Origin of the sequence: Candidatus Nitrosocosmicus oleophilus, from assembly GCF_000802205.1 — an archaeon.
GTDB lineage: Archaea > Thermoproteota > Nitrososphaeria > Nitrososphaerales > Nitrososphaeraceae > Nitrosocosmicus > Nitrosocosmicus oleophilus.
Window position 1 is genome coordinate 615,077 of record NZ_CP012850.1, and the last position, 17,845, is coordinate 632,921.

Here is a 17,845-nt window from a genome sequence, read left to right on the forward strand (position 1 = left end):
ATGCTATTTACCGTATTCATCATGACGACGAACCCAATATTGCAGAAATTCATGACCTCCTTCATCTCGACCCTTGGGAACCAGGTCGAGATAGTTGTATGTCACATTCAACATGTCTATACCACGCGCATAAGTAGAATAGGTGTGAAAAATATGACCTATAGGGTTCTTAAAAAATACACTGACTCCTTCCTTTTCTGAAACACCTGTGTCTTGTGCAACATAATTATAAAACGCCTCCTTCTTTGCTAATTCTTCTTGTGTAAAGGATACGTGGAAGTCGAAATTAAAATCACTGTCATAAGAAGAAACCCAATTAAAATCCCAGCCCATCCGTTTTCGGTAGGCAGCTATCTTGTTGTATGGAGCACGTGATACAGCAATCATAGTCACATCTCTTTGATTCAGGTGTATAATTATTTTATTGAAGTTGTCGGCCCAAAAGGAACAGCTTGGACATCCTGCATCCCAACTTGGACCAAACATAAAATGATAGATTATTAGTTGACTTCTTCCATCAAAAAGTTCTGACAAAGTTTGTTTTCCATCTGATCCATCAAAGACATACTCTTTATTAACTTGAACCCATGGCAGATCTCGTCTCTCTTGATTAAGTTGATCACGCAAAATGGTAAATTCTTTTTCTTTTGCTAGTAGATCTTTACGAGCCTCCATCCATTCACTTTGTGAAACAATTTTATGATTTTCCGAGATATACTTCTCTTATCATTTTTCTGTTTTTGCTCTTTTAAGGACATTGGATATATGTATGATAGATAATATTTAAACATTTAAATAACTATATAACTATTTTATTATAGTAATGACAGGGTCCCTTTGGAAAGCATTAGCGGAAGATAATAGAAGGCGTATTTTATTGCTATTAAGAGAACACGAAATGTATCCTACGGAGATAGCCAAGCACTTTGATACAACATTGGCTGCTGTATCTACCAATTTAAGAATCTTAAAGGACGCAGATCTAATAAAGGAAACTAGGGAAGGACAGAAAAAAAGATATTCAATTAATCCTAAAACAACTATGGAAATAAAAGATTTTTTTGATAAAATGTGGGGACAAAGTCTCGAAGATCTTAAAGTGTTTGTAGAGGAAAAAAGTAATAAGGAAAAGGAAAAGAAATGATCGATAAAGATTATGACATTATTAAAAAAGATATAGTAATAAATGCATCAGTGGATAAAGTATTTTCAGCTCTAATTGATCCTGAGCAACTAACTCAGTGGTTTCCCAACGTTGCGACCATAGAACCACGAGTTGGGGGAAAAATATTTTTTAGATTTTCAAAGGAAGTTACTAAAGAAAAAAAAGCTCATGATGTTATTGGAACAATTATTAATATCATCCCAAATAAAGAGCTGTCTCATACTTGGAACTTTACAACAAAACCTGATTACAGTAAGGAAACCATTGTTACTTGGAGACTAGATCAGATAGACAAGGATAAAACGAAATTAACTTTAGTCCATAGCGGGTTTACAAATGCAGATAGATTGCAATATGATGAACACAATGAAGGTTGGGATTGGTATGTCAAACGACTTGAGAATTTTGTTGAGACTGATGTAAATGGGAGTAATGAATAATGACAAATCTGCTTCAAAGACCCAATAAATGAGAATTTTATGTTCAATAGGTAAAGATTGATTAGGATTGTTTGGGACCCTGGTCCATCCATCCACCTATTATTGTAGGGTTTATCTAATGTGTCATGTGTTCAAGGAAATATTGCCTACTAAAAATTTTCTCAAATCTATTATTTCTTTATAGAAATATGTGATAATAAACTAAAAAATTATTTCAGTATGTTATTGATTAATCACATTTTTTTGTAACGACAAAATAGATCAAAAAATAAGTTAATCTTTTTCTAACTCAGGTAACAAGCTTCATATTTTATATTTATGTTTATATTTGTGTTTAATAGCTTTTATTCTAAAGTGCCTACCCATTTTTTTGTGGTTTTTCTTTGTGATATCTTTTCCATTATCTCTTTAGTTCTTTCATTCATTATCTGATTAATTTTGGTAGTAGCGTCAAGCATAGATTCTAGTTCATTGTTAGAGTAATTTGAATAAACCTTTGTCATTATCTCGTGGAGAGAATTAAAGACGGGGAAAACCTCCTTTTCAATCCTAGACATAATCGGCTTTACATATACCAGTCGCCGGTCCTTCAAATCTCTATCCCTAATAACATATCCACGCTTCTCTAATCTATCGATCACCCCGGTTATAGCTCCGCTTGAGAGGCCCGTGATATTAGCTAGTTGTGCACCTGTAAGTGGGGAATCTGATTTGACTATTATGTCTAAGCACTTGTGGTCTATTGTGTTAAGATCCAATAATTCACTAATCCAGTGGTGGAACAGGACGGTCCGGCTGCTAAGTTCACGAAATTGCTTGTGCAAAAGTTCTATCAGGTTTTGACGAGATTCGTCCATGTCCTTCATTATACTATTGTTATGTTGATATCTTTTATCATATATGTTTAACTTCTAAAATACTCAGAAACTAAAACATTTATATTTTGAGTAATATTATATTAATATAGTTATGGAAAATAAATCAAAAATACCAAAAAAAATCCAACTAGTTTTCCCAAGGCTTAAAGAACAAGATGTACACTTACCCATGGATCTTTCACAATACAAAGACAAAAAATTTTTCGACCTGTTTGAAATAGACGTTGACGAGCTTTCGACTTGGTTTGAAGGGTTTAGGGTTGAATCTATAGAACTGTTTGTCGATAGTGTAATCAATTCAAGTGATCAAACTAAGCTGATTGTTGGAGGCAGACAAGATCAAAAAGGTATCAAGTTTCTTCTAAAGCCAAAGGACAAGGACAAGACGGTCGTCGAATCCCAACTGCACAAAAGCCAAAATTTTGGAGGGATGTCAAAAGATGACTGAGATTGACTCAAAAGAAATACAGCAACTTTACCAAAAAAAGATATGTGGTTGGAACATCGGTGATGCTGCCAAGTTTGCAGAACCTTATTCAGAAGATGCTGATTTTATTGGGTTTGATGGAATTCATTTGGAAGGAAAGCAGCAAATAATAACTTTCCATGCAATGCTATTTGACAAATTTGTAAGGGGCACCCGCTTAGTCGGAAAGGTTAAGCACATAAGGTTCCCCACATCCACTGTCGCTATAGTTATAGGAATAAGCGGAACGATTGAGAGTGGTCATGATAGTATTAACCCTGAAAGAAATTCTATTCATACTATAGTTGCAGTTAAGACAGGCTATAAGTGGAAATTTTCCTCTTTTCAGAACACAAGAGCCCAGTATGTAGGAAGTCCTGAAAAAATAGATGTACTAACCAATGAATTGAAACAGTTGATTCAATCTTGAGGAGAAAAAGTATGAAAATAGGTGATGGTAAAGAGTTCAACAAAATTATGCACGATTGTGCTGAGACTGTGTTTCAAAACAACATGAACCTTCCAAGCTAATTGTAACTCTGTCTAGTGGATGGGTGATTAGAGATGCAATTTATATTTTGAGTTGACCACGCTGTGATCAAAGAGGAATTTAGACATTGTAGGTAGGAGGAGGAAAAGGATGGGGGAAATGAATCTGCGTCGCTTATATATGAGGTTCCATGTCTATATGTTTAATAAAACCTACTATGGAATGAGGAATCAGCACAAAATGAAGAAAAAAATGGTTTGATGTTTATTAAACAATCCTTTAAGAAATCAAATTTACTGAATCTATATGAGCCCGTACAAAGAAGGATTGAGTAGGATCGCGATCAGCTCCACCGGTTATTGTCAAGCCATATGGATCCTTCCAGTTTTGCAGAATGGGAGGAATTGGAGCTGACTTTAATGAGTCATTAGAAAGTGCATTTCCTGTTTCATCATCTAATTGCCAAGAGATGTGCTTAATTGGGATTGTATCAGATAGTGGAAGATTATTGTAACTTCTTAACAAATAGTGATCTGTGTCTCGGTTCACAAGTTCAACTAAGAAATTGACATTCTTGGGATCGGTTTTAAAAACAAATCCCCCTACATTGACTGTTATTCCAAATGCCTTTCTGTCATGTGGATAATCTCCCACAGTCTGATCCGTATTTGTATCCTTAGTTGGAAGTCTGTAAGTGTATTCGCCAGTTAATGGAGTTCCAACCTTCACATTGCCATACAATAGATTTGATCTATCGTCCATCTGTGTTACCGTTCCTGTAAAAGATATCATTATTTGATTGGACTTTGGTTCATTAGAAGCATCGTCCAATGTAGGTACATTGTTTGTACCCTGTCCTTCCTCTGTACCCTGTCCATTATCAGCTGTAGGTACATTATTGAATCCGGTTAAATTCTGTAATCCTGGAATTTTACTTAAATCGACTCCTCCTATCGTTTGTGCATATGCTAAATCCGAATACGAACCTAATATCCAACTAGCTGTTAATACTAATGCAATTAATAAAATAAAATGTCCTTTACAAGTTTTAATTGTCATACATTTCTTATCAACTCATATGGATATATAAAATAATTTCTTCAACTGATCTTATGTTATAGAAAAAGCCTTTATAGCAATGGAAGTAGAATCAAAATATGACAACGGTCAATAAAAAATCTCTGATTTTTCAGTTTCTTGTTTTTACTGCTTTATTGGCTACTCTTTCAACAACTTTAATTAATTTAGACTTGGACAATAAACTTCAGAAAATTTTCGCTCAAGGTGAGGAGGAAAATTCTTTTATAAAGGACAAATCGATATTAGAAAAGCCTAATGATGACATGGTGATAGTCAAAGAGCCAAACGAAGGGGAACAGAGTCCCTTCGTAAAGGACAAATCGATATTAGAAAAGCCTAATGATGACATGGTGATAGTCAAAGAACCGCTTCCTGATGAAGACTTTGTAGAAAGTGGAGATGCTTACTTGACTATTTCTACCATCTTTAAAGGCATTAATGATGATAATTATCGATATATACAAAACGTTGGTGTTTGTGTAGGGTCTGAATTGATAGTAAGCAATAAAGAAATATCTGCTGTTCCTGCTTGTGCAAAACACTCTGAAAATGGTGTAAAATATACCGTCCAGGCACCAGGTAAAATATATGTATATTTATCCTACTTGCTTGAGAATTATGCCATGGATTTAGGCTCCTCATCATGTGAAAATAGGATATTTCCAGGAGAATCTCAGTCGTGTACTCTAACTGTCACACTCAAGCCATTACCCTTTAAATAATCTCTCTTTTTTGGAGCCTAGAATCACTTCTATAAATAGTTCAGCGGACCAATGACAGAGTAAATGGAATGAGTGTTTCTTGATATGGACAATCATCATAAGGTTTGTGGGCCAACATATGGTACATGATTTTATGAAAAAATTACAGCAATATCAACATAGATGCACTAGTCATTAATAAATAAAAATTAAGAGATTTAGAAAATCGAATACGAGTCATAACATTTTTCAGGCTATCGTTAGCTATTGCACATAATCATTCACAGTTGGTGTACTATTATCCTTCGCAACCAACACCATCGCCATCAGCATCAAGGTTATTCGGGTCATTACCTCCAACCGGGATGTTTTTCTCACCAAAGTCTTTACAATCTAAATCCTTACCATTATTATCCAATTGATTATTATTGATACCACTAGACTCTACCTTGTCCTCATTATCTTTATTACTATTGTTTGATGAACAGCCATGCTCTTGTGCCCAATTTGAATCTGCAAATTCAGATACATCACAGAAATCTTGATAAACATCAGCAAAACCATTATCAAGTATCGCTTCATTAACGTTAACACCGTCACAATATACAACTGCAACTGTTCGACCATAGGTAAGTCCTTGATTATTATCTGGATCTACCTCTGAATTCTTATCCAAACATTGTTCTGTCATGAAATTTTTTGCTTCATCAAATCCAGATTCATCTGTTTCTGGTGCATCTATTAATGCTAGTCTTACTGTTATTGTTTCTCCCTCTATTGTCGTTACATCAAGAGTGTCTCCATCTATGACTTTTGTTACTGTTCCACTAAAGTTTGATGAAGTGGTAACTAAATCAGAATTTAAGGAAGTCGCCCAGACTTGATTTGAAAAGATAGTTGTTCCCAAAAAAACTAGAAATATAAATATTGTCTCATAAAATAAAAAATGACGCAATACTGATTATTATTATATTCGATATATAAATATACAAAAAATAGGTAGGATTATTATACAACATCTACTTGTATAGTTTAGTTTACTTTTATATCGATGGTTTTTGTCACGGAGAATTATTGATAAATAATCATAAATCATTAAACTATTCGTTATAAGTCTCCTATAATGAAAATGTGGTAGCCCGGATTAAGTAATCTCTAAAGAATTAATGAAATATAAAAAGGATGATTTTTCATTCTTAGTGATGTATTTAGAACAAATTTCTGCGTTCGCTCCTTTGCCTGTAAGAATAATAGCTGGAATTGCTTTTATACTCCATGGATTACCAAAATTTGAAAATTTACAAGGCACACAAGGCTTCTTTGCTTCCGTTGGCATTCCTGCAGATTTAGCTCTCTTAATAGGACTACTAGAAGTAATAGGAGGAGTATTATTGATTGTCGGATTACTTACAAGAATAACCTCGATTCTTTTTACTATAGAAATGATTTGTGCTGTCCTTATAGTGAAAGCAGACAATAGTTTTATGGGACAAGGTGGTTTCGAAGTCGATTTGTTATTGATGTTTATTTCAATTAGTTTGTTATTATCGGGACCTGGCAGAGTATCTATCGAAAGAGATTTACTAAAACGAGAGATTTTCCCAAAAATTTCGTACAAAAAAAATGACAGTTCAGACAAAAGGTGAAGTAGTTACTTTGGATAATACTCTGATTTCCTAAAGAGTAGGTGGCATATATGAGAAATAGCTAGATATGGAAACTTCTGTTTCCATAAAAAGGTTGGTGTTCTATTATCTTTTTTTCTTGGAAGATTAAGAACTTGAAAATTCTATAGAAATAAGAATCTATTTGGACCAAATGTAGAAATAGTGTTCATTTATGGATTACAGCGTAAAAGTTCCGTCATTTTCAAAAATATATATCTATTAATCCTCTTGAGTTCTACAGACTATAAAATTTTCTGAACCTAACTGTAAGATTTTGAAATTATTTAAATATTCATGTTCTCAAATAAGTAAATGATGGTTGATGTGCGATAAAAAGGATATCGAAGTCTTTTCCCAAGACTATGATAAATTAAATAGGCAATACAACCTTGATGGAATAATCTACAAAATTCTTGTTTTTGGTGATCAAACTGAGAATAAATACTCCATAGTAGAAATTACTTTTCCTCAAGGTGAAGAGTCAGAAATACCATTACACAAACACGGAAATGAAGCATTGATAATACATGTGATTGAAGGCAATTTTCTCTTCAAATACGGAAAAGAAACCTTAAAAGGAAACAAAGATACGGTATTAAGGTTTGAAAAAGATAAAAGTCATTCTTATAGAAAAATTGGAAAAGATCAGGGCAAACTACTTGTAACATATACTCCAGGAGGATTTGAAAACTTTTTTAGAGAATTGGGACTTTCTAAGATGGATGATATTAGAAAGTCTATAGAGTTTGATCCAATCATAGTTAACTTATTAGAAAGCAATTACAACTGGAGATTTATTTTTGATTAAGTTTCTCTATTTACAAAAAGGAAAATAGATAGGGCTAAGACTCGAATCTGCGTCTTTCGGACATGGATTCCATTAATGTTGTCTATTGAAATCTGTTACATTTTGAAAATGAAAATTTGTGTATGGAAATATTATGAATCTCAACTAACGAGTAATCTTATAAAATGCGAGTATCTTTATCTAATAGCAAATCCCTTTTCCATAAATTTAAATAATACCTTTCATTATTATACTATAATGAGATTGGTAAACAATCCCAAAAACCATCCAAAAGAACTATTAGAAACAATCGAGTTACTGAAGATTCATTACCAACGCTCTACTAAGATATTCTGTATGGTATTCGAATATATACGTAATAATTCCGTTGGAAGCTTTTGAAATGAATAAATATTCAAGTATTGATTCTCTTTCAGTAGAAAGCAATCGAATGTCTGCTAAGAGGTCATTTAGTGATGATCAAAAAATAACCACTGATAGGGTCGAAACACATACCCGTTCAGTATTAGATCAAGTGAATACAGATAAGTTAAGACAAAACCTGACCAGCTTATCTAAATTTCATACTAGACATTCAAAATCACCTCTCTTGAATGATGTTGGTGATCGGATAATGAACCAACTTAGAGGGTTAGGTTACAAGAATTGTTTTTATCATTTCTTTAATTCGACCATTGATGATAAAGAGTATATTCTTAGAAACATAATATGCAATAAGGAGGGTTTTAATAAAAAATTGATTATCATTTGCGCTCATTATGATTGTATCATGGAGAATAAGGGGGATTCAAATAGTCGTGCTCCGGGAGCAAATGATAATGCTAGTGGTGTAAGTGCCATCATCGAAATAGCAAGAGTGTTATCAAATGAGAACCTTCAACATTCGATCCAATTTGTTCTTTTCTCTGGAGAAGAACAAGGACTATTAGGATCCAAAAGTTATGCGAAATACATAGAGGATAACAAGATGGATTTGTATAGGCTAATTAACCTTGACATGATTGGGTATCCATTTTTTGCAGATAATACTATAATCATTGAAAGGGATAATAATATGGATCTGAATCACAACCAGGTTAGAGAAAACGATCTTCAATCTATAGTGTTTGGAGAAGTTATGAAAGATTTAGCCTCAGAGGTTAATCTTAAATTCCATTTGGATTCCATTTATGATAGTGACTATGAACCTTTCGAAGCCAATGGACATGTAGTAATAGGTGCTTATGACGGATCTGCAGATCCGAAAAAAAATTTACACTATCATTCATCCTCAGACCTGCCGGAATTTATAAATTGGAACTATTTGACTGCAGTTACTAAGTTGGTAATAGCAACGGTCCTAAAGATAGATTCTATCAATAGTCACTAATACAAATGTCAACAATAGTTTCAAATTTCTATGATAAATGGACCCGATGACGTTAGGACTCAAATCTCCATACTTCAGGTGTAGGTTACAATAAAAAAGATCATTTAACTTCTGAATTTAGGAAATAGATATGATGGTCAAGGCAACTTACAGTCACTATAATATCAATTTTCCTTAGAGACTCAAAGATCTAGCCATAGAATATACAGCTCTTGAAAGGTTGGAAGCCGTTCTGAACCATCGTATATTAAGTTAATAAAAATTTATACATAGTTCAATCATAGTTAGACAATGATCTTTCCTTTAGATTTTTTCGACCTTTACCATCAAAACTTTCACCCGTATATCGGTAATTTTCAACCCCGAAATACAATAGCACCGAAGTTAAAAATGATTTTGTATTAAATTTAACGTTATTGGCATTTATTAGAAATATATATTAATGACTTTCATATAAGTTTTAACATGGTATCAATATTGCCACTTCAGGTTAAACTTATGTTGGCTTTAAGAGAACATATAATGCATCATTTGATATGGCATAGTGTGAGAGATAACTGGGAAAGAATTGATGATGAATCCTTGAGAGATGGAATTAGAGCCATGGGTTGGAAGCCTCGTCAGGGTGAATAGCTAACTGACTCGGGTTGTGTATTCTTATACTAGGGTATTGTATATTGATGTTACTAAGATATAGATATATTCCATCTACCATAAAATAAGCAATGCAATAAAGGGCTAATGATATCCATATTCAATTAAATAGAATAACAGTTTATTAGCATCAGGTGCTATTGTTATGGATGTATGAAATGTCGCATTTGTAATCATCCAATTGTAGTTAGTAGACTTAAAAGACAGAGGCTTGATAACAAGAAGGACATTTTCTATGACATAGTATTTGATATTTGCGATTATTGTAATGGACCTATCATAGCCGTCAGAAGATATGATAGACAAGATCCCACCGCATTTTATGATGAAAATCCAAACGAGATATCAGAAGATAAAATGGAGTTTTATACAAAGAACAATAAAACATAGAACTCTTAATCCTCAACTTAAAAAAACTAATTTATTAAAAGACATATATTAAATATCAGTGTTTTCCGTTCACTACTCTTATTTCTTGCCTCTTTTTTCCTTTGATGCATTACATAGGACACGGAATTTGAATAAAAGTTGAATGAACAGGCTAGTTAATCAATGTCAAAATACATGAAAATAAAAAAAGTTATGGGGGGCCACTAGTTTTTTCATTACATGCAAAATAGCTCCCTCCTCCTGATGATATGCAACCTTGAATAAAGCCCTGGTAGTATGCATGAGCGTAATGTTCTCCACTTATACCGCAATCACTTTGTTGAGTTTGATTGTACGAACCACCTTGTCCAGCTTCAAAGCCAGCATGATAACATTTCTGATTCTCACTATCATTGCTGTCATCATCATCATCATCACTACTACTATATGCCAAATAGCTTCCGATTGACATAGGTACCATGAGGGCACTTAGAAGGATCATTGCTAATATGTACGATTGTAATTTCATCGTATTTTAGCAGTAACCGAACTAGTATTTAAATTAGTAGCTGTTTCATTGACTCTGTTCCTTTAGAAGGCTTTTAATTCCTTGAAGTGAAATCTTATAAACAGTTAGTCAATAATGCATGCTCTAGTACATGTGAGAATTTACAAGGCTTGGAATTTCCGGTTCAAAATTACCACTCACTTTATCATAAGCCTTTGGATTACCACATAATTACAAAGTTATACTAATAGATAAAGCGTCATAGTCGTTTTCCGGAGTTTAAGGATGTTCTGGAAGGTGAACTTTGGATTTGAACCCGTTTCTTGAATTCACGGGTTTATACCGTGATAGATGGAGATATGTTTATACTTCAATTTTGAGGCGCCGGGAGTGGGACTCGAATCCATACCGTATAATCGTGGAGTCATACATAAAAGATTATATCATAATCTCAATTTTGCCAATAATCTGTAGTACTGAAAGTGGGGATTTAAATAGAAGTTTTTTGGACGTGGGTTCCCACTAAAATAGCGATTCTCTAACACTACGTTCGAGTCTGAGTCACACAAATTTCCATTGTTAATAGTTGCAATAATATATACTATGATAAAAAAAGAAACTCATTGGTTTGCGCCGGGTCGGGTTTATATTGTTAACGGTACGATTTTTGGGTTCTGAAATTAACTACTACTGAGTGATTAAATAGTGAATTTAATTAAGAATTTGATATTATTTCGATGACCTAATTAGATTTGCAACTTTCTAAGTAATTCACATGAACTAGCCTTGCTAGTGACTACTATCTATATTCAACTATCTGAATTCGGTACATCCTAGAAACATAAATTACTGTTGGTGGTGGTACTGTATTGGTTTTTCAGCATCAAGTCCCAAAGAAATAGCCACCTCTAGGGGGTTCTTTCCTTGAGGGTAAAGTTTAAAGACCCTAGCGCAACCGCTGACAGATAATAAATCATTTTATCAGTGCTAACTTCCTCCCTATACGACTAGTAACATTGCCTTAACACTATAAGCTGCTTGTATTAAATCACCGTTTGTACCGTGTTTCTTTACATTGGTAATAAATAAATCAAGCTGCAAGATTGCATCTTGAATATCTTGTGATATCATTACTTATTTTGCAAAGTCCTTCTTGCGTCGTTCTTTCCCTGTTCAAACAAATTTGATACAGTTCCTAAAGAAAAGTCACACCATTTATTTGCAATATCATTTTCATCAGCACTACGCTCGATCCTTATTATTTTAGTTATATCAAATCTATCCTCAAGTAAACTCCTGTATGGTCTAGATTTTCCATCACGATGTAGACTTTTTCCATTATCATTCAAAATTTCGTCTATTTTTTCTTGGGGTATGTTGTTATCTTTTGCTAGTTTTAACAGTCTATTGGTCAAGTTATAGTAGTCTGATACCATAGTGGCAACTTTTTCATCATATGGTGTCTTGTCCTGATACGTCAACTCATTTTTTAAATCTCTTATGCCATCTAAATCCGAAGGAACTGGATAATCCGCAACTGACGGCCATACGTCGATGATATAAACCTCTAAATCTGGAATATTGTTGTCCGTATCTGTTCCTGTTTTTTTTTCTACAGGTTTCTTCCAGTAATCTTGATGCGATGTTATTAGTTCTCTTAAAGGGGTGTTACTTAATATACCACCATCCCAAAATCTACTGTAATTTTTAGGATTGTAGTTTAGTATATCCGCTAATTTTTCTTCTTCGGTCTTTGTATAATCGTACTCCTTTGGAACTAAGGTGTAATCATAATGTTCTGGTACAGATGCACTTGCCAGTATATGTTCTACCATGATGCCTTTGTCATATTTTATTGTTCGTTCATATGTACCCTCATTTCCGTCAGGTCCGGGTGAGTCACCATACTCTGACTTTCTAGTACTTTTACCTTTATCTTTTCCGTAGCTATCAAAGGTTACAGTTTCACCCTCCTCAACGTCTACACTTATTACAAGAAGCCTTGGCTCCTCATCATCAAAGCTTGTTCCTATTGGAAATCTTATGGCTTCATTTAGAGACCCTCTTAACCTGCTATTATCATAGCGATACCAAATATTTGGTACGATAAAATTATCAAAGAATTTTGAATCAATTGTCGGTGTTAGATTAAGCGCAAATACATTTGGTGCTCCTCTTATTATAGATTCTTTTGCAGAATAATATCTCCTTGCAGCCTCCGCTGTAGCAATAGAAGAATTAGTTCTATATAGCGTTTCCCATCCTAAAGTCCAAGATTTTTCATCCCACGAAAAGGGCCACCATTTATTTAAATTAACATTTGAAGCCAATCCAGACTTCCAAAATTCTTCGAGTGCTTCAGCAGAACCCTCCCAACTCTCACTAATGGTCTTGTTCTCTTCCCTCCTCCTCCTTTTTATTACATAGCTTACCAAAAATGCAGCATTTATTGCACCTATAGAGGTACCTGCTACTATATCAAACACATTCTGGTCATCAGGAATATCTTTTTTGATCCAATTATACAAAACTCTAAAAACTCCTGCCTCATAAGCACCTAATGCTCCTCCCCCTTGAAGAACCAAGGCTCTTTGAGTATCTTTTTTTACCATTGTAATAGTATTAAACATTGTCTTATTTTTAAGAGTTTTGGCAAAGAATAGCATAATCATAACTGATTCCTGATCTCCTTGAACATCTTCTCACCCAAATAAGCCAGTTATTGTCTCATGATATTTCAACGAAATATTTTACGACCCGGAGCATATCTGAGATTGGTGTAGATTTGATCGTTAGTTGTCTGGGGTTTATACTTTACGAGTCAGAACGTGCATAGAGGGACTGGAGGCCTTGCTATAAAAACAGGGAATTTATTTCTTTTATACAACCCCTATCAAAAGGAGGGAAAGGGATTTGGAACTCCGTAGGAATACTTGAAGAGATAAAATAACTACACACATTTAATCGTGACTACTATATGGTAATCTTAATAAAAAGCCTTGAATTTTTTCCTAAGGCATGTCAATTAATCAATACTTGGCTCGAATCGAATGGATATGCAGCAAAAAACAACATGGAACTATTATAGTATATTAATTGTTCAGGACAGGTTCAGTGGCCAGTCTCTTTGAGTGTCGAGAAGTATGCGAAACAAAAATGAATAAATGAAAAAGGGAATACATTCTATGAAAGTGGGCTTTTTGAAATGTTGGGCTACTCAATAGAGAAATAATACAAATCCGCCAAATGTCTCAAGTATCCAACTGTAGCTTTATCTAAGCCATAACCATAATAGATATCTTCCCCCTATTTCACAGAGACCGCCAGAAAGAAGAAAAATAATGAGTATACAACTTCTTTATACTTTACCAATAAAATGGAAAATCCCAATAGTGTTAATATTGATTGTTAAATATCATATATTAACTACCAAACTTTTTTTATGATTTTACTTTATCGTTAGAGTCATCCTTATCAACAATACAACTACCGGTGATTTTCTTGTTGATTGCATATAAAGCGTATATCATTATACCAATGGAGAGTACTCGTAATGGTATTTGATAATTTGTAAGAAACGCTGTAGCCACCATACCTGCTCCACCGAAGGTTGAAATGATTATAAATCCAATAGATGAGCAACTAGCACAAGCGCTAGTTACTATTCCTAAAAATGAACCTGAAATCAATGATTTACCGATTTTCAGTTTTAAATTTTTTATCAAATAGATATTCATAGATACTACTATTCCCAAGAGAAGAGCTATGATGTTTGTAAATACAAATCCAACTATTGCATCATCAGGAAGATAAAAATAAAGTATGGGTGAAAAAAACAACAATTCATCAAAAATATTAAAAAAAATCCAAAATGAAATGAATACTAGGATAGTTATCGCGATATATAAAATCGGATTCGAACTGTATACTATTTTGAAGGCAAGAAGTCCTGTCATTTAGTTCTTTGTAGTATTTTGTTTTTCCAAGGTATCGATGACTGTCTTAAAAATAGGAAAAGGCTTTGGACCTTGTATTTTTTCAATAATTGAACCGTCACTACTCATTATTATAAATGATGGAGTTTCTGTAAATCCTAACGAATTTGCCAAGGCAATATCTTTGTCTATGAATGATTCGTACATTTTAGTATCAAAACATGAGTTAAACTCAGTAATATTGATATTTGGTAACTGTGAAACAAATTTCTTTAAGTTTTCAGTGTTGACCCAGCCAGAATCTATTGGACCTTGATTTGCATACAAAATCTTATGAAACTCCCAGAATTTTCCTTGATCATTGGTACATTGTGCTGCTAACGAAGCGTTTTTTGAATCGAATCCTCTGTTTGGAAGATGCTTGAATACATAGACTGCTTTATCCGGTTGAATATATGAAGAGTTAATTTGTTGTTCTGTATTATCTACATATCTTTTGCATAAGTGGCATTGAAAATCGCTAAAATCTACAACCACCAATGGAGCGCTAAGATTTCCATAATATGGTGAACCTTGCTTAATTAGAGCAGATAGTGTAAGGTTGTCTAGAGTTTGTGCAAAAACTATATTTTTCACTAAATGTTGGTTTGATTCTGTATAAATGAAATTTAATACCAAGAATATGAAAAAAAATACAAATACAAAAGATGAAAAATTAATGACACTATTTTGAGTAAATATCATTGCTCTAAAAGTTATTATCATTTCCTGTATATATTCTCCTTTTATATCTAGACTCATTTTAAAATTGCCTACAACCTAAACATGAGTCATGTAGTAGACTGGTGTATTGAATTTCAATAACCATTCATTTTACAACGCTACAATAGGACCTTATTGCAAAAGAATATACCTGAATCAGACGATGTTTGGGACCCGAATTCATACCGTATAATCGCGGATTCATCTATTAAATTTTTAAATGTGATTTGATTATCGTCTCTGGGATTTGTACAAACGTAAGCACGGAGGTTATATTGGAAAACAATGATATATTGTAATATATTGGGAATAATTGGATTTAACAGAAATATCTTTATAGATCCATTGAGTTATTAATATATGGACAAATTTTTCAGAATTAGGATAGATTCTGATAATATTGAAAATTTGACAAATTTTATAAAAGAGAATCCATTGGATATTGGTTGCACGGGGGGCATTACTGAGTATAAAGATGGACATTTCTCTATCGAAGCTTATGGTAATGAAAACGAAACCAAAAAATTACAAGAAGAAGCTCTTAAGAAATCTGACAAGATAACAATAGATTTAGTCGATATTACACAATATCTTTCAGATCGCCAAAAGGAGGTAGGAACTGGGGATAGATACAAAGACAAAAAAGAATCACTGCAGGGCTATGGGACAAAGGTGAAACAATAATGAGTTATTTGAATGTTCAAGAGGTTGAATCTGCACTGTTAAATCTACAAGCAAATTATGCTAATTTATCCAATTTGATTACTCTTCCCATAAAAACTCATGAAGGTAGAACATGTCATGCCATAAGAATTGGAAGGAAACCAAGTAACGATTGCGACAACATATTATTCATTGGGGGTGTTCATGCTCGGGAATGGGGCAGTTGCGAGATTTGTATTTCATTTGCAGCAGATCTTCTTGAAACATATGTTACAAGTTCCGGATTACAGTATGGTGGAAAGATATTTACTCAAAATCAAATCAAGACTATTGTTGAGAGTCTGAATATCATAATATTTCCTGATGTTAACCCGGATGGAAGAAATTTTAGTCAAACTCAATATCCTTTATGGAGAAAAAATCGCAATCCTAACACAGGTGTAGACATAAATCGTAATTATGATTTTTTATGGGATTTTCCCAATTTATTTTCACCTTCATCACTTGTTCATTCTTATACTTCAACAACTCCTAGTAGCGATGTTTATCACGGTCCTTCTCCATTTTCAGAGCCAGAGACTAGGAATGTCCAATGGTTATTGAATCAGTTCCCACGAATCCGATGGTTTATAGACATTCATTCCTACAGTGAATTGTTACTACATGCCTGGGGTGATGACCAAAATCAGAGTAACAATACATCAATGAATTTTAAGAATAATTCATTTAATTCTGTTAGAGGAATCAAAAATGATCAAACATATAGAGAATATATAACAAGTTGTGATTCAGTTAAAATTATATCTCAAGCAAATCAAATGAAGAACTCAATTAATTCTGTTAGAGGAAAAAACTATACAGTACAGCAAGCATTTGATATATATCCCACATCTGGCACTTCGCAGGACTATGCTTATAATAGATATTATGCCAATCCTACTAAGGGAAAAATTTTTGCCTTTACGATTGAATGGGGAACACAATTTCAACCACCATGGAGTGAAATGGAAAACATTATTCGTGATGTTTCTTCAGCGTTGGTTACTTTTTGTGTAGAAGCTGAAGATTTAAGATTTATTGATCAAAGATGGACGTTTGGTACTTCAATAGAAGTAGAAAATCCAACAGTGGGAATTCTAAAGCATTTAACTTTATATTCAAGTATTCAATTGCCTGCATCACAGCCAGTAATGTCTAATTGGATATTAGCTTCGGTTCCCACTCCAAATGTGACAGAAGGATGGAGGATTTCGGCGGTGATGCTAAGATGTAGAATAGCTCAAGGATTAATTGATAAAATTGGCATTAGGGATGGGAATGATACAATTCATGGATTTGAGGAGCTAACCATAGGCAATACTACAAATTGGGAAACTATTAGACTCGAACTACCGTGTCCAAGAAATTTCAGATTTGGTTTGGGTGTATCCATTCATGTGAATGGTCCCTTTGATACGGGTGGACCATCTAGTCCACCTGGTAAATTTGATTTTGCAAGCATAGGAATTGAGTTTACCAGAGATAATAATACTAAATCTGGACCGGTAGTTACTCCTAACCCGTGAGGATTATGTATATACAATAAATACGAAAGGAGAACATTGACTTTTGAATAGGCCTTCCCTTAGAAGTCCATACTCATTCTACTTGCGACATAGACAAACCCGTTTGTCGCATTCACCGTTAAGCTTTGATATATAAAGGTAAGATTCGCCATTCAATCTTGAAGGCCTATAATGAGACTGGAGGCCTTGCTATAAAAACAAGGAATCTAACATTCTAGCATTATTGTTAAAAGCGGATGAGTCGGGATTTGTTTATATGTCAAGTAGTAATGGGTTTTTACTACATGACTGGTATTGTATGTCCTCTCATATATCGTGTAGTTTA

At 33.7% G+C, this 17,845-nt stretch carries 21 protein-coding genes; 12 read left to right on the top strand and 9 right to left on the bottom strand.

The window, feature by feature from the left end:
• Positions 1–3: 3 nt before the first annotated feature.
• Entirely contained in the window at positions 4–714 is a 711-nt protein-coding gene (locus NMY3_RS02955; RefSeq protein WP_320410472.1) for a thioredoxin family protein, read from the bottom strand.
• 109 nt (positions 715–823) lie between these two features.
• Here NMY3_RS02955 and NMY3_RS02960 point away from each other — a divergent pair, with 109 nt between their 5' ends.
• Together NMY3_RS02960 and NMY3_RS02965 are read left to right on the top strand one after the other, a co-directional pair.
• Positions 824–1,144, top strand: a complete 321-nt coding sequence (locus NMY3_RS02960; RefSeq protein WP_196817459.1) for an ArsR/SmtB family transcription factor — start codon at positions 824–826, stop codon at positions 1,142–1,144.
• The gene (locus NMY3_RS02965; RefSeq protein WP_196817460.1) at positions 1,141–1,605 is read left to right on the top strand and encodes an SRPBCC family protein; all 465 of its coding nucleotides are present in this window, start codon (positions 1,141–1,143) and stop codon (positions 1,603–1,605) included. The genes NMY3_RS02960 and NMY3_RS02965 overlap by 4 nt, the downstream gene beginning before the upstream one ends.
• A gap of 344 nt (positions 1,606–1,949) precedes the next feature.
• Here NMY3_RS02965 and NMY3_RS02970 read toward each other — a convergent pair whose 3' ends face one another.
• On the bottom strand, positions 1,950–2,471 hold the full coding sequence (locus NMY3_RS02970) for a MarR family winged helix-turn-helix transcriptional regulator (RefSeq protein WP_231100203.1): 522 nt from the start codon (positions 2,469–2,471) through the stop codon (positions 1,950–1,952).
• Between the two features lie 103 nt (positions 2,472–2,574).
• Here NMY3_RS02970 and NMY3_RS02975 point away from each other — a divergent pair, with 103 nt between their 5' ends.
• Together NMY3_RS02975 and NMY3_RS02980 are read left to right on the top strand one after the other, a co-directional pair.
• Positions 2,575–2,931, top strand: coding sequence for a hypothetical protein (locus tag NMY3_RS02975; RefSeq protein ID WP_196817462.1), 357 nt, complete (start codon positions 2,575–2,577; stop codon positions 2,929–2,931).
• Positions 2,924–3,379 carry an SgcJ/EcaC family oxidoreductase gene (locus NMY3_RS02980; RefSeq protein WP_196817463.1) on the top strand — a complete coding sequence of 152 codons (456 nt, stop codon included), beginning with the start codon at positions 2,924–2,926 and terminating at the stop codon, positions 3,377–3,379. The genes NMY3_RS02975 and NMY3_RS02980 overlap by 8 nt, the downstream gene beginning before the upstream one ends.
• 339 nt (positions 3,380–3,718) lie before the next feature.
• On the opposite strand, the gene NMY3_RS02985 is transcribed toward NMY3_RS02980, so the two are convergent.
• Positions 3,719–4,498, bottom strand: a complete 780-nt coding sequence (locus tag NMY3_RS02985) for a hypothetical protein (RefSeq protein WP_196817464.1) — start codon at positions 4,496–4,498, stop codon at positions 3,719–3,721.
• 98 nt (positions 4,499–4,596) lie between these two features.
• On the opposite strand from NMY3_RS02985, the gene NMY3_RS02990 reads away from it, so the two are divergent.
• A complete protein-coding gene (locus NMY3_RS02990; RefSeq protein WP_196817465.1) occupies positions 4,597–5,241 on the top strand; it encodes a hypothetical protein in 645 nt (214 codons plus the stop codon).
• 277 nt (positions 5,242–5,518) lie between these two features.
• On the opposite strand, the gene NMY3_RS02995 is transcribed toward NMY3_RS02990, so the two are convergent.
• Complete coding sequence (locus NMY3_RS02995; RefSeq protein ID WP_196817466.1) at positions 5,519–6,127, bottom strand: thermonuclease family protein; 609 nt, start codon at positions 6,125–6,127, stop codon at positions 5,519–5,521.
• 259 nt (positions 6,128–6,386) lie between these two features.
• Here NMY3_RS02995 and NMY3_RS03000 point away from each other — a divergent pair, with 259 nt between their 5' ends.
• From NMY3_RS03000 to NMY3_RS03020, 5 genes are all read left to right on the top strand, one after another.
• The gene (locus NMY3_RS03000; RefSeq protein WP_196817467.1) at positions 6,387–6,866 is read left to right on the top strand and encodes a DoxX family protein; all 480 of its coding nucleotides are present in this window, start codon (positions 6,387–6,389) and stop codon (positions 6,864–6,866) included.
• Between the two features lie 343 nt (positions 6,867–7,209).
• A complete protein-coding gene (locus NMY3_RS03005; RefSeq protein WP_196817468.1) occupies positions 7,210–7,695 on the top strand; it encodes a cupin domain-containing protein in 486 nt (161 codons plus the stop codon).
• A gap of 382 nt (positions 7,696–8,077) precedes the next feature.
• Positions 8,078–9,064: a M28 family metallopeptidase gene (locus NMY3_RS03010; RefSeq protein ID WP_196817469.1), complete on the top strand. Its 987-nt coding sequence runs from the start codon at positions 8,078–8,080 to the stop codon at positions 9,062–9,064.
• 465 nt (positions 9,065–9,529) lie between these two features.
• Positions 9,530–9,697 (top strand): hypothetical protein, encoded by a 168-nt coding sequence (locus tag NMY3_RS03015; RefSeq protein WP_231100204.1) that lies wholly within the window; start codon positions 9,530–9,532, stop codon positions 9,695–9,697.
• Positions 9,698–9,871: 174 nt separating this feature from the next.
• Positions 9,872–10,108 carry a hypothetical protein gene (locus tag NMY3_RS03020; protein ID WP_196817471.1) on the top strand — a complete coding sequence of 79 codons (237 nt, stop codon included), beginning with the start codon at positions 9,872–9,874 and terminating at the stop codon, positions 10,106–10,108.
• 190 nt (positions 10,109–10,298) lie between these two features.
• Here the strand turns inward: NMY3_RS03020 and NMY3_RS03025 are convergent, their stop codons facing one another.
• From NMY3_RS03025 to NMY3_RS03045, 5 genes are all read right to left on the bottom strand, one after another.
• Complete coding sequence (locus tag NMY3_RS03025) at positions 10,299–10,616, bottom strand: hypothetical protein (RefSeq protein WP_196817472.1); 318 nt, start codon at positions 10,614–10,616, stop codon at positions 10,299–10,301.
• Between the two features lie 978 nt (positions 10,617–11,594).
• Positions 11,595–11,726, bottom strand: coding sequence for a hypothetical protein (locus NMY3_RS16845; protein ID WP_257720000.1), 132 nt, complete (start codon positions 11,724–11,726; stop codon positions 11,595–11,597).
• Positions 11,726–13,267, bottom strand: a complete 1,542-nt coding sequence (locus NMY3_RS03030; protein WP_196817473.1) for a patatin-like phospholipase family protein — start codon at positions 13,265–13,267, stop codon at positions 11,726–11,728. The genes NMY3_RS16845 and NMY3_RS03030 overlap by 1 nt, the downstream gene beginning before the upstream one ends.
• A gap of 768 nt (positions 13,268–14,035) precedes the next feature.
• Entirely contained in the window at positions 14,036–14,434 is a 399-nt protein-coding gene (locus tag NMY3_RS03040) for a hypothetical protein (protein WP_231100205.1), read from the bottom strand.
• Positions 14,435–14,551: 117 nt separating this feature from the next.
• Positions 14,552–15,331, bottom strand: a complete 780-nt coding sequence (locus NMY3_RS03045; protein WP_196817475.1) for a DsbA family protein — start codon at positions 15,329–15,331, stop codon at positions 14,552–14,554.
• Between the two features lie 321 nt (positions 15,332–15,652).
• Here NMY3_RS03045 and NMY3_RS03050 point away from each other — a divergent pair, with 321 nt between their 5' ends.
• Together NMY3_RS03050 and NMY3_RS03055 are read left to right on the top strand one after the other, a co-directional pair.
• Complete coding sequence (locus tag NMY3_RS03050; protein WP_196817476.1) at positions 15,653–15,976, top strand: hypothetical protein; 324 nt, start codon at positions 15,653–15,655, stop codon at positions 15,974–15,976.
• On the top strand, positions 15,976–17,520 hold the full coding sequence (locus tag NMY3_RS03055; RefSeq protein WP_196817477.1) for a M14 family metallopeptidase: 1,545 nt from the start codon (positions 15,976–15,978) through the stop codon (positions 17,518–17,520). The genes NMY3_RS03050 and NMY3_RS03055 overlap by 1 nt, the downstream gene beginning before the upstream one ends.
• Positions 17,521–17,845: the final 325 nt, after the last annotated feature.

Coding starts and splice junctions, on each gene's coding strand:
- NMY3_RS02990 (WP_196817465.1), top strand. CDS start 4,597: ATGACAACGGTCAATAAAAAATCTCTGATTTTTCAGTTTCTTGTTTTT.
- NMY3_RS03010 (WP_196817469.1), top strand. CDS start 8,078: ATGAATAAATATTCAAGTATTGATTCTCTTTCAGTAGAAAGCAATCGA.
- NMY3_RS02960 (WP_196817459.1), top strand. CDS start 824: ATGACAGGGTCCCTTTGGAAAGCATTAGCGGAAGATAATAGAAGGCGT.
- NMY3_RS02980 (WP_196817463.1), top strand. CDS start 2,924: ATGACTGAGATTGACTCAAAAGAAATACAGCAACTTTACCAAAAAAAG.
- NMY3_RS03005 (WP_196817468.1), top strand. CDS start 7,210: ATGTGCGATAAAAAGGATATCGAAGTCTTTTCCCAAGACTATGATAAA.
- NMY3_RS02970 (WP_231100203.1), bottom strand. CDS start 2,471: ATGAAGGACATGGACGAATCTCGTCAAAACCTGATAGAACTTTTGCAC.
- NMY3_RS03015 (WP_231100204.1), top strand. CDS start 9,530: ATGGTATCAATATTGCCACTTCAGGTTAAACTTATGTTGGCTTTAAGA.
- NMY3_RS03025 (WP_196817472.1), bottom strand. CDS start 10,616: ATGAAATTACAATCGTACATATTAGCAATGATCCTTCTAAGTGCCCTC.
- NMY3_RS03030 (WP_196817473.1), bottom strand. CDS start 13,267: ATGATTATGCTATTCTTTGCCAAAACTCTTAAAAATAAGACAATGTTT.
- NMY3_RS02985 (WP_196817464.1), bottom strand. CDS start 4,498: ATGACAATTAAAACTTGTAAAGGACATTTTATTTTATTAATTGCATTA.
- NMY3_RS03000 (WP_196817467.1), top strand. CDS start 6,387: ATGAAATATAAAAAGGATGATTTTTCATTCTTAGTGATGTATTTAGAA.
- NMY3_RS03055 (WP_196817477.1), top strand. CDS start 15,976: ATGAGTTATTTGAATGTTCAAGAGGTTGAATCTGCACTGTTAAATCTA.
- NMY3_RS03045 (WP_196817475.1), bottom strand. CDS start 15,331: ATGAGTCTAGATATAAAAGGAGAATATATACAGGAAATGATAATAACT.
- NMY3_RS03050 (WP_196817476.1), top strand. CDS start 15,653: ATGGACAAATTTTTCAGAATTAGGATAGATTCTGATAATATTGAAAAT.
- NMY3_RS03020 (WP_196817471.1), top strand. CDS start 9,872: ATGAAATGTCGCATTTGTAATCATCCAATTGTAGTTAGTAGACTTAAA.
- NMY3_RS02965 (WP_196817460.1), top strand. CDS start 1,141: ATGATCGATAAAGATTATGACATTATTAAAAAAGATATAGTAATAAAT.
- NMY3_RS02975 (WP_196817462.1), top strand. CDS start 2,575: ATGGAAAATAAATCAAAAATACCAAAAAAAATCCAACTAGTTTTCCCA.
- NMY3_RS16845 (WP_257720000.1), bottom strand. CDS start 11,726: ATGATATCACAAGATATTCAAGATGCAATCTTGCAGCTTGATTTATTT.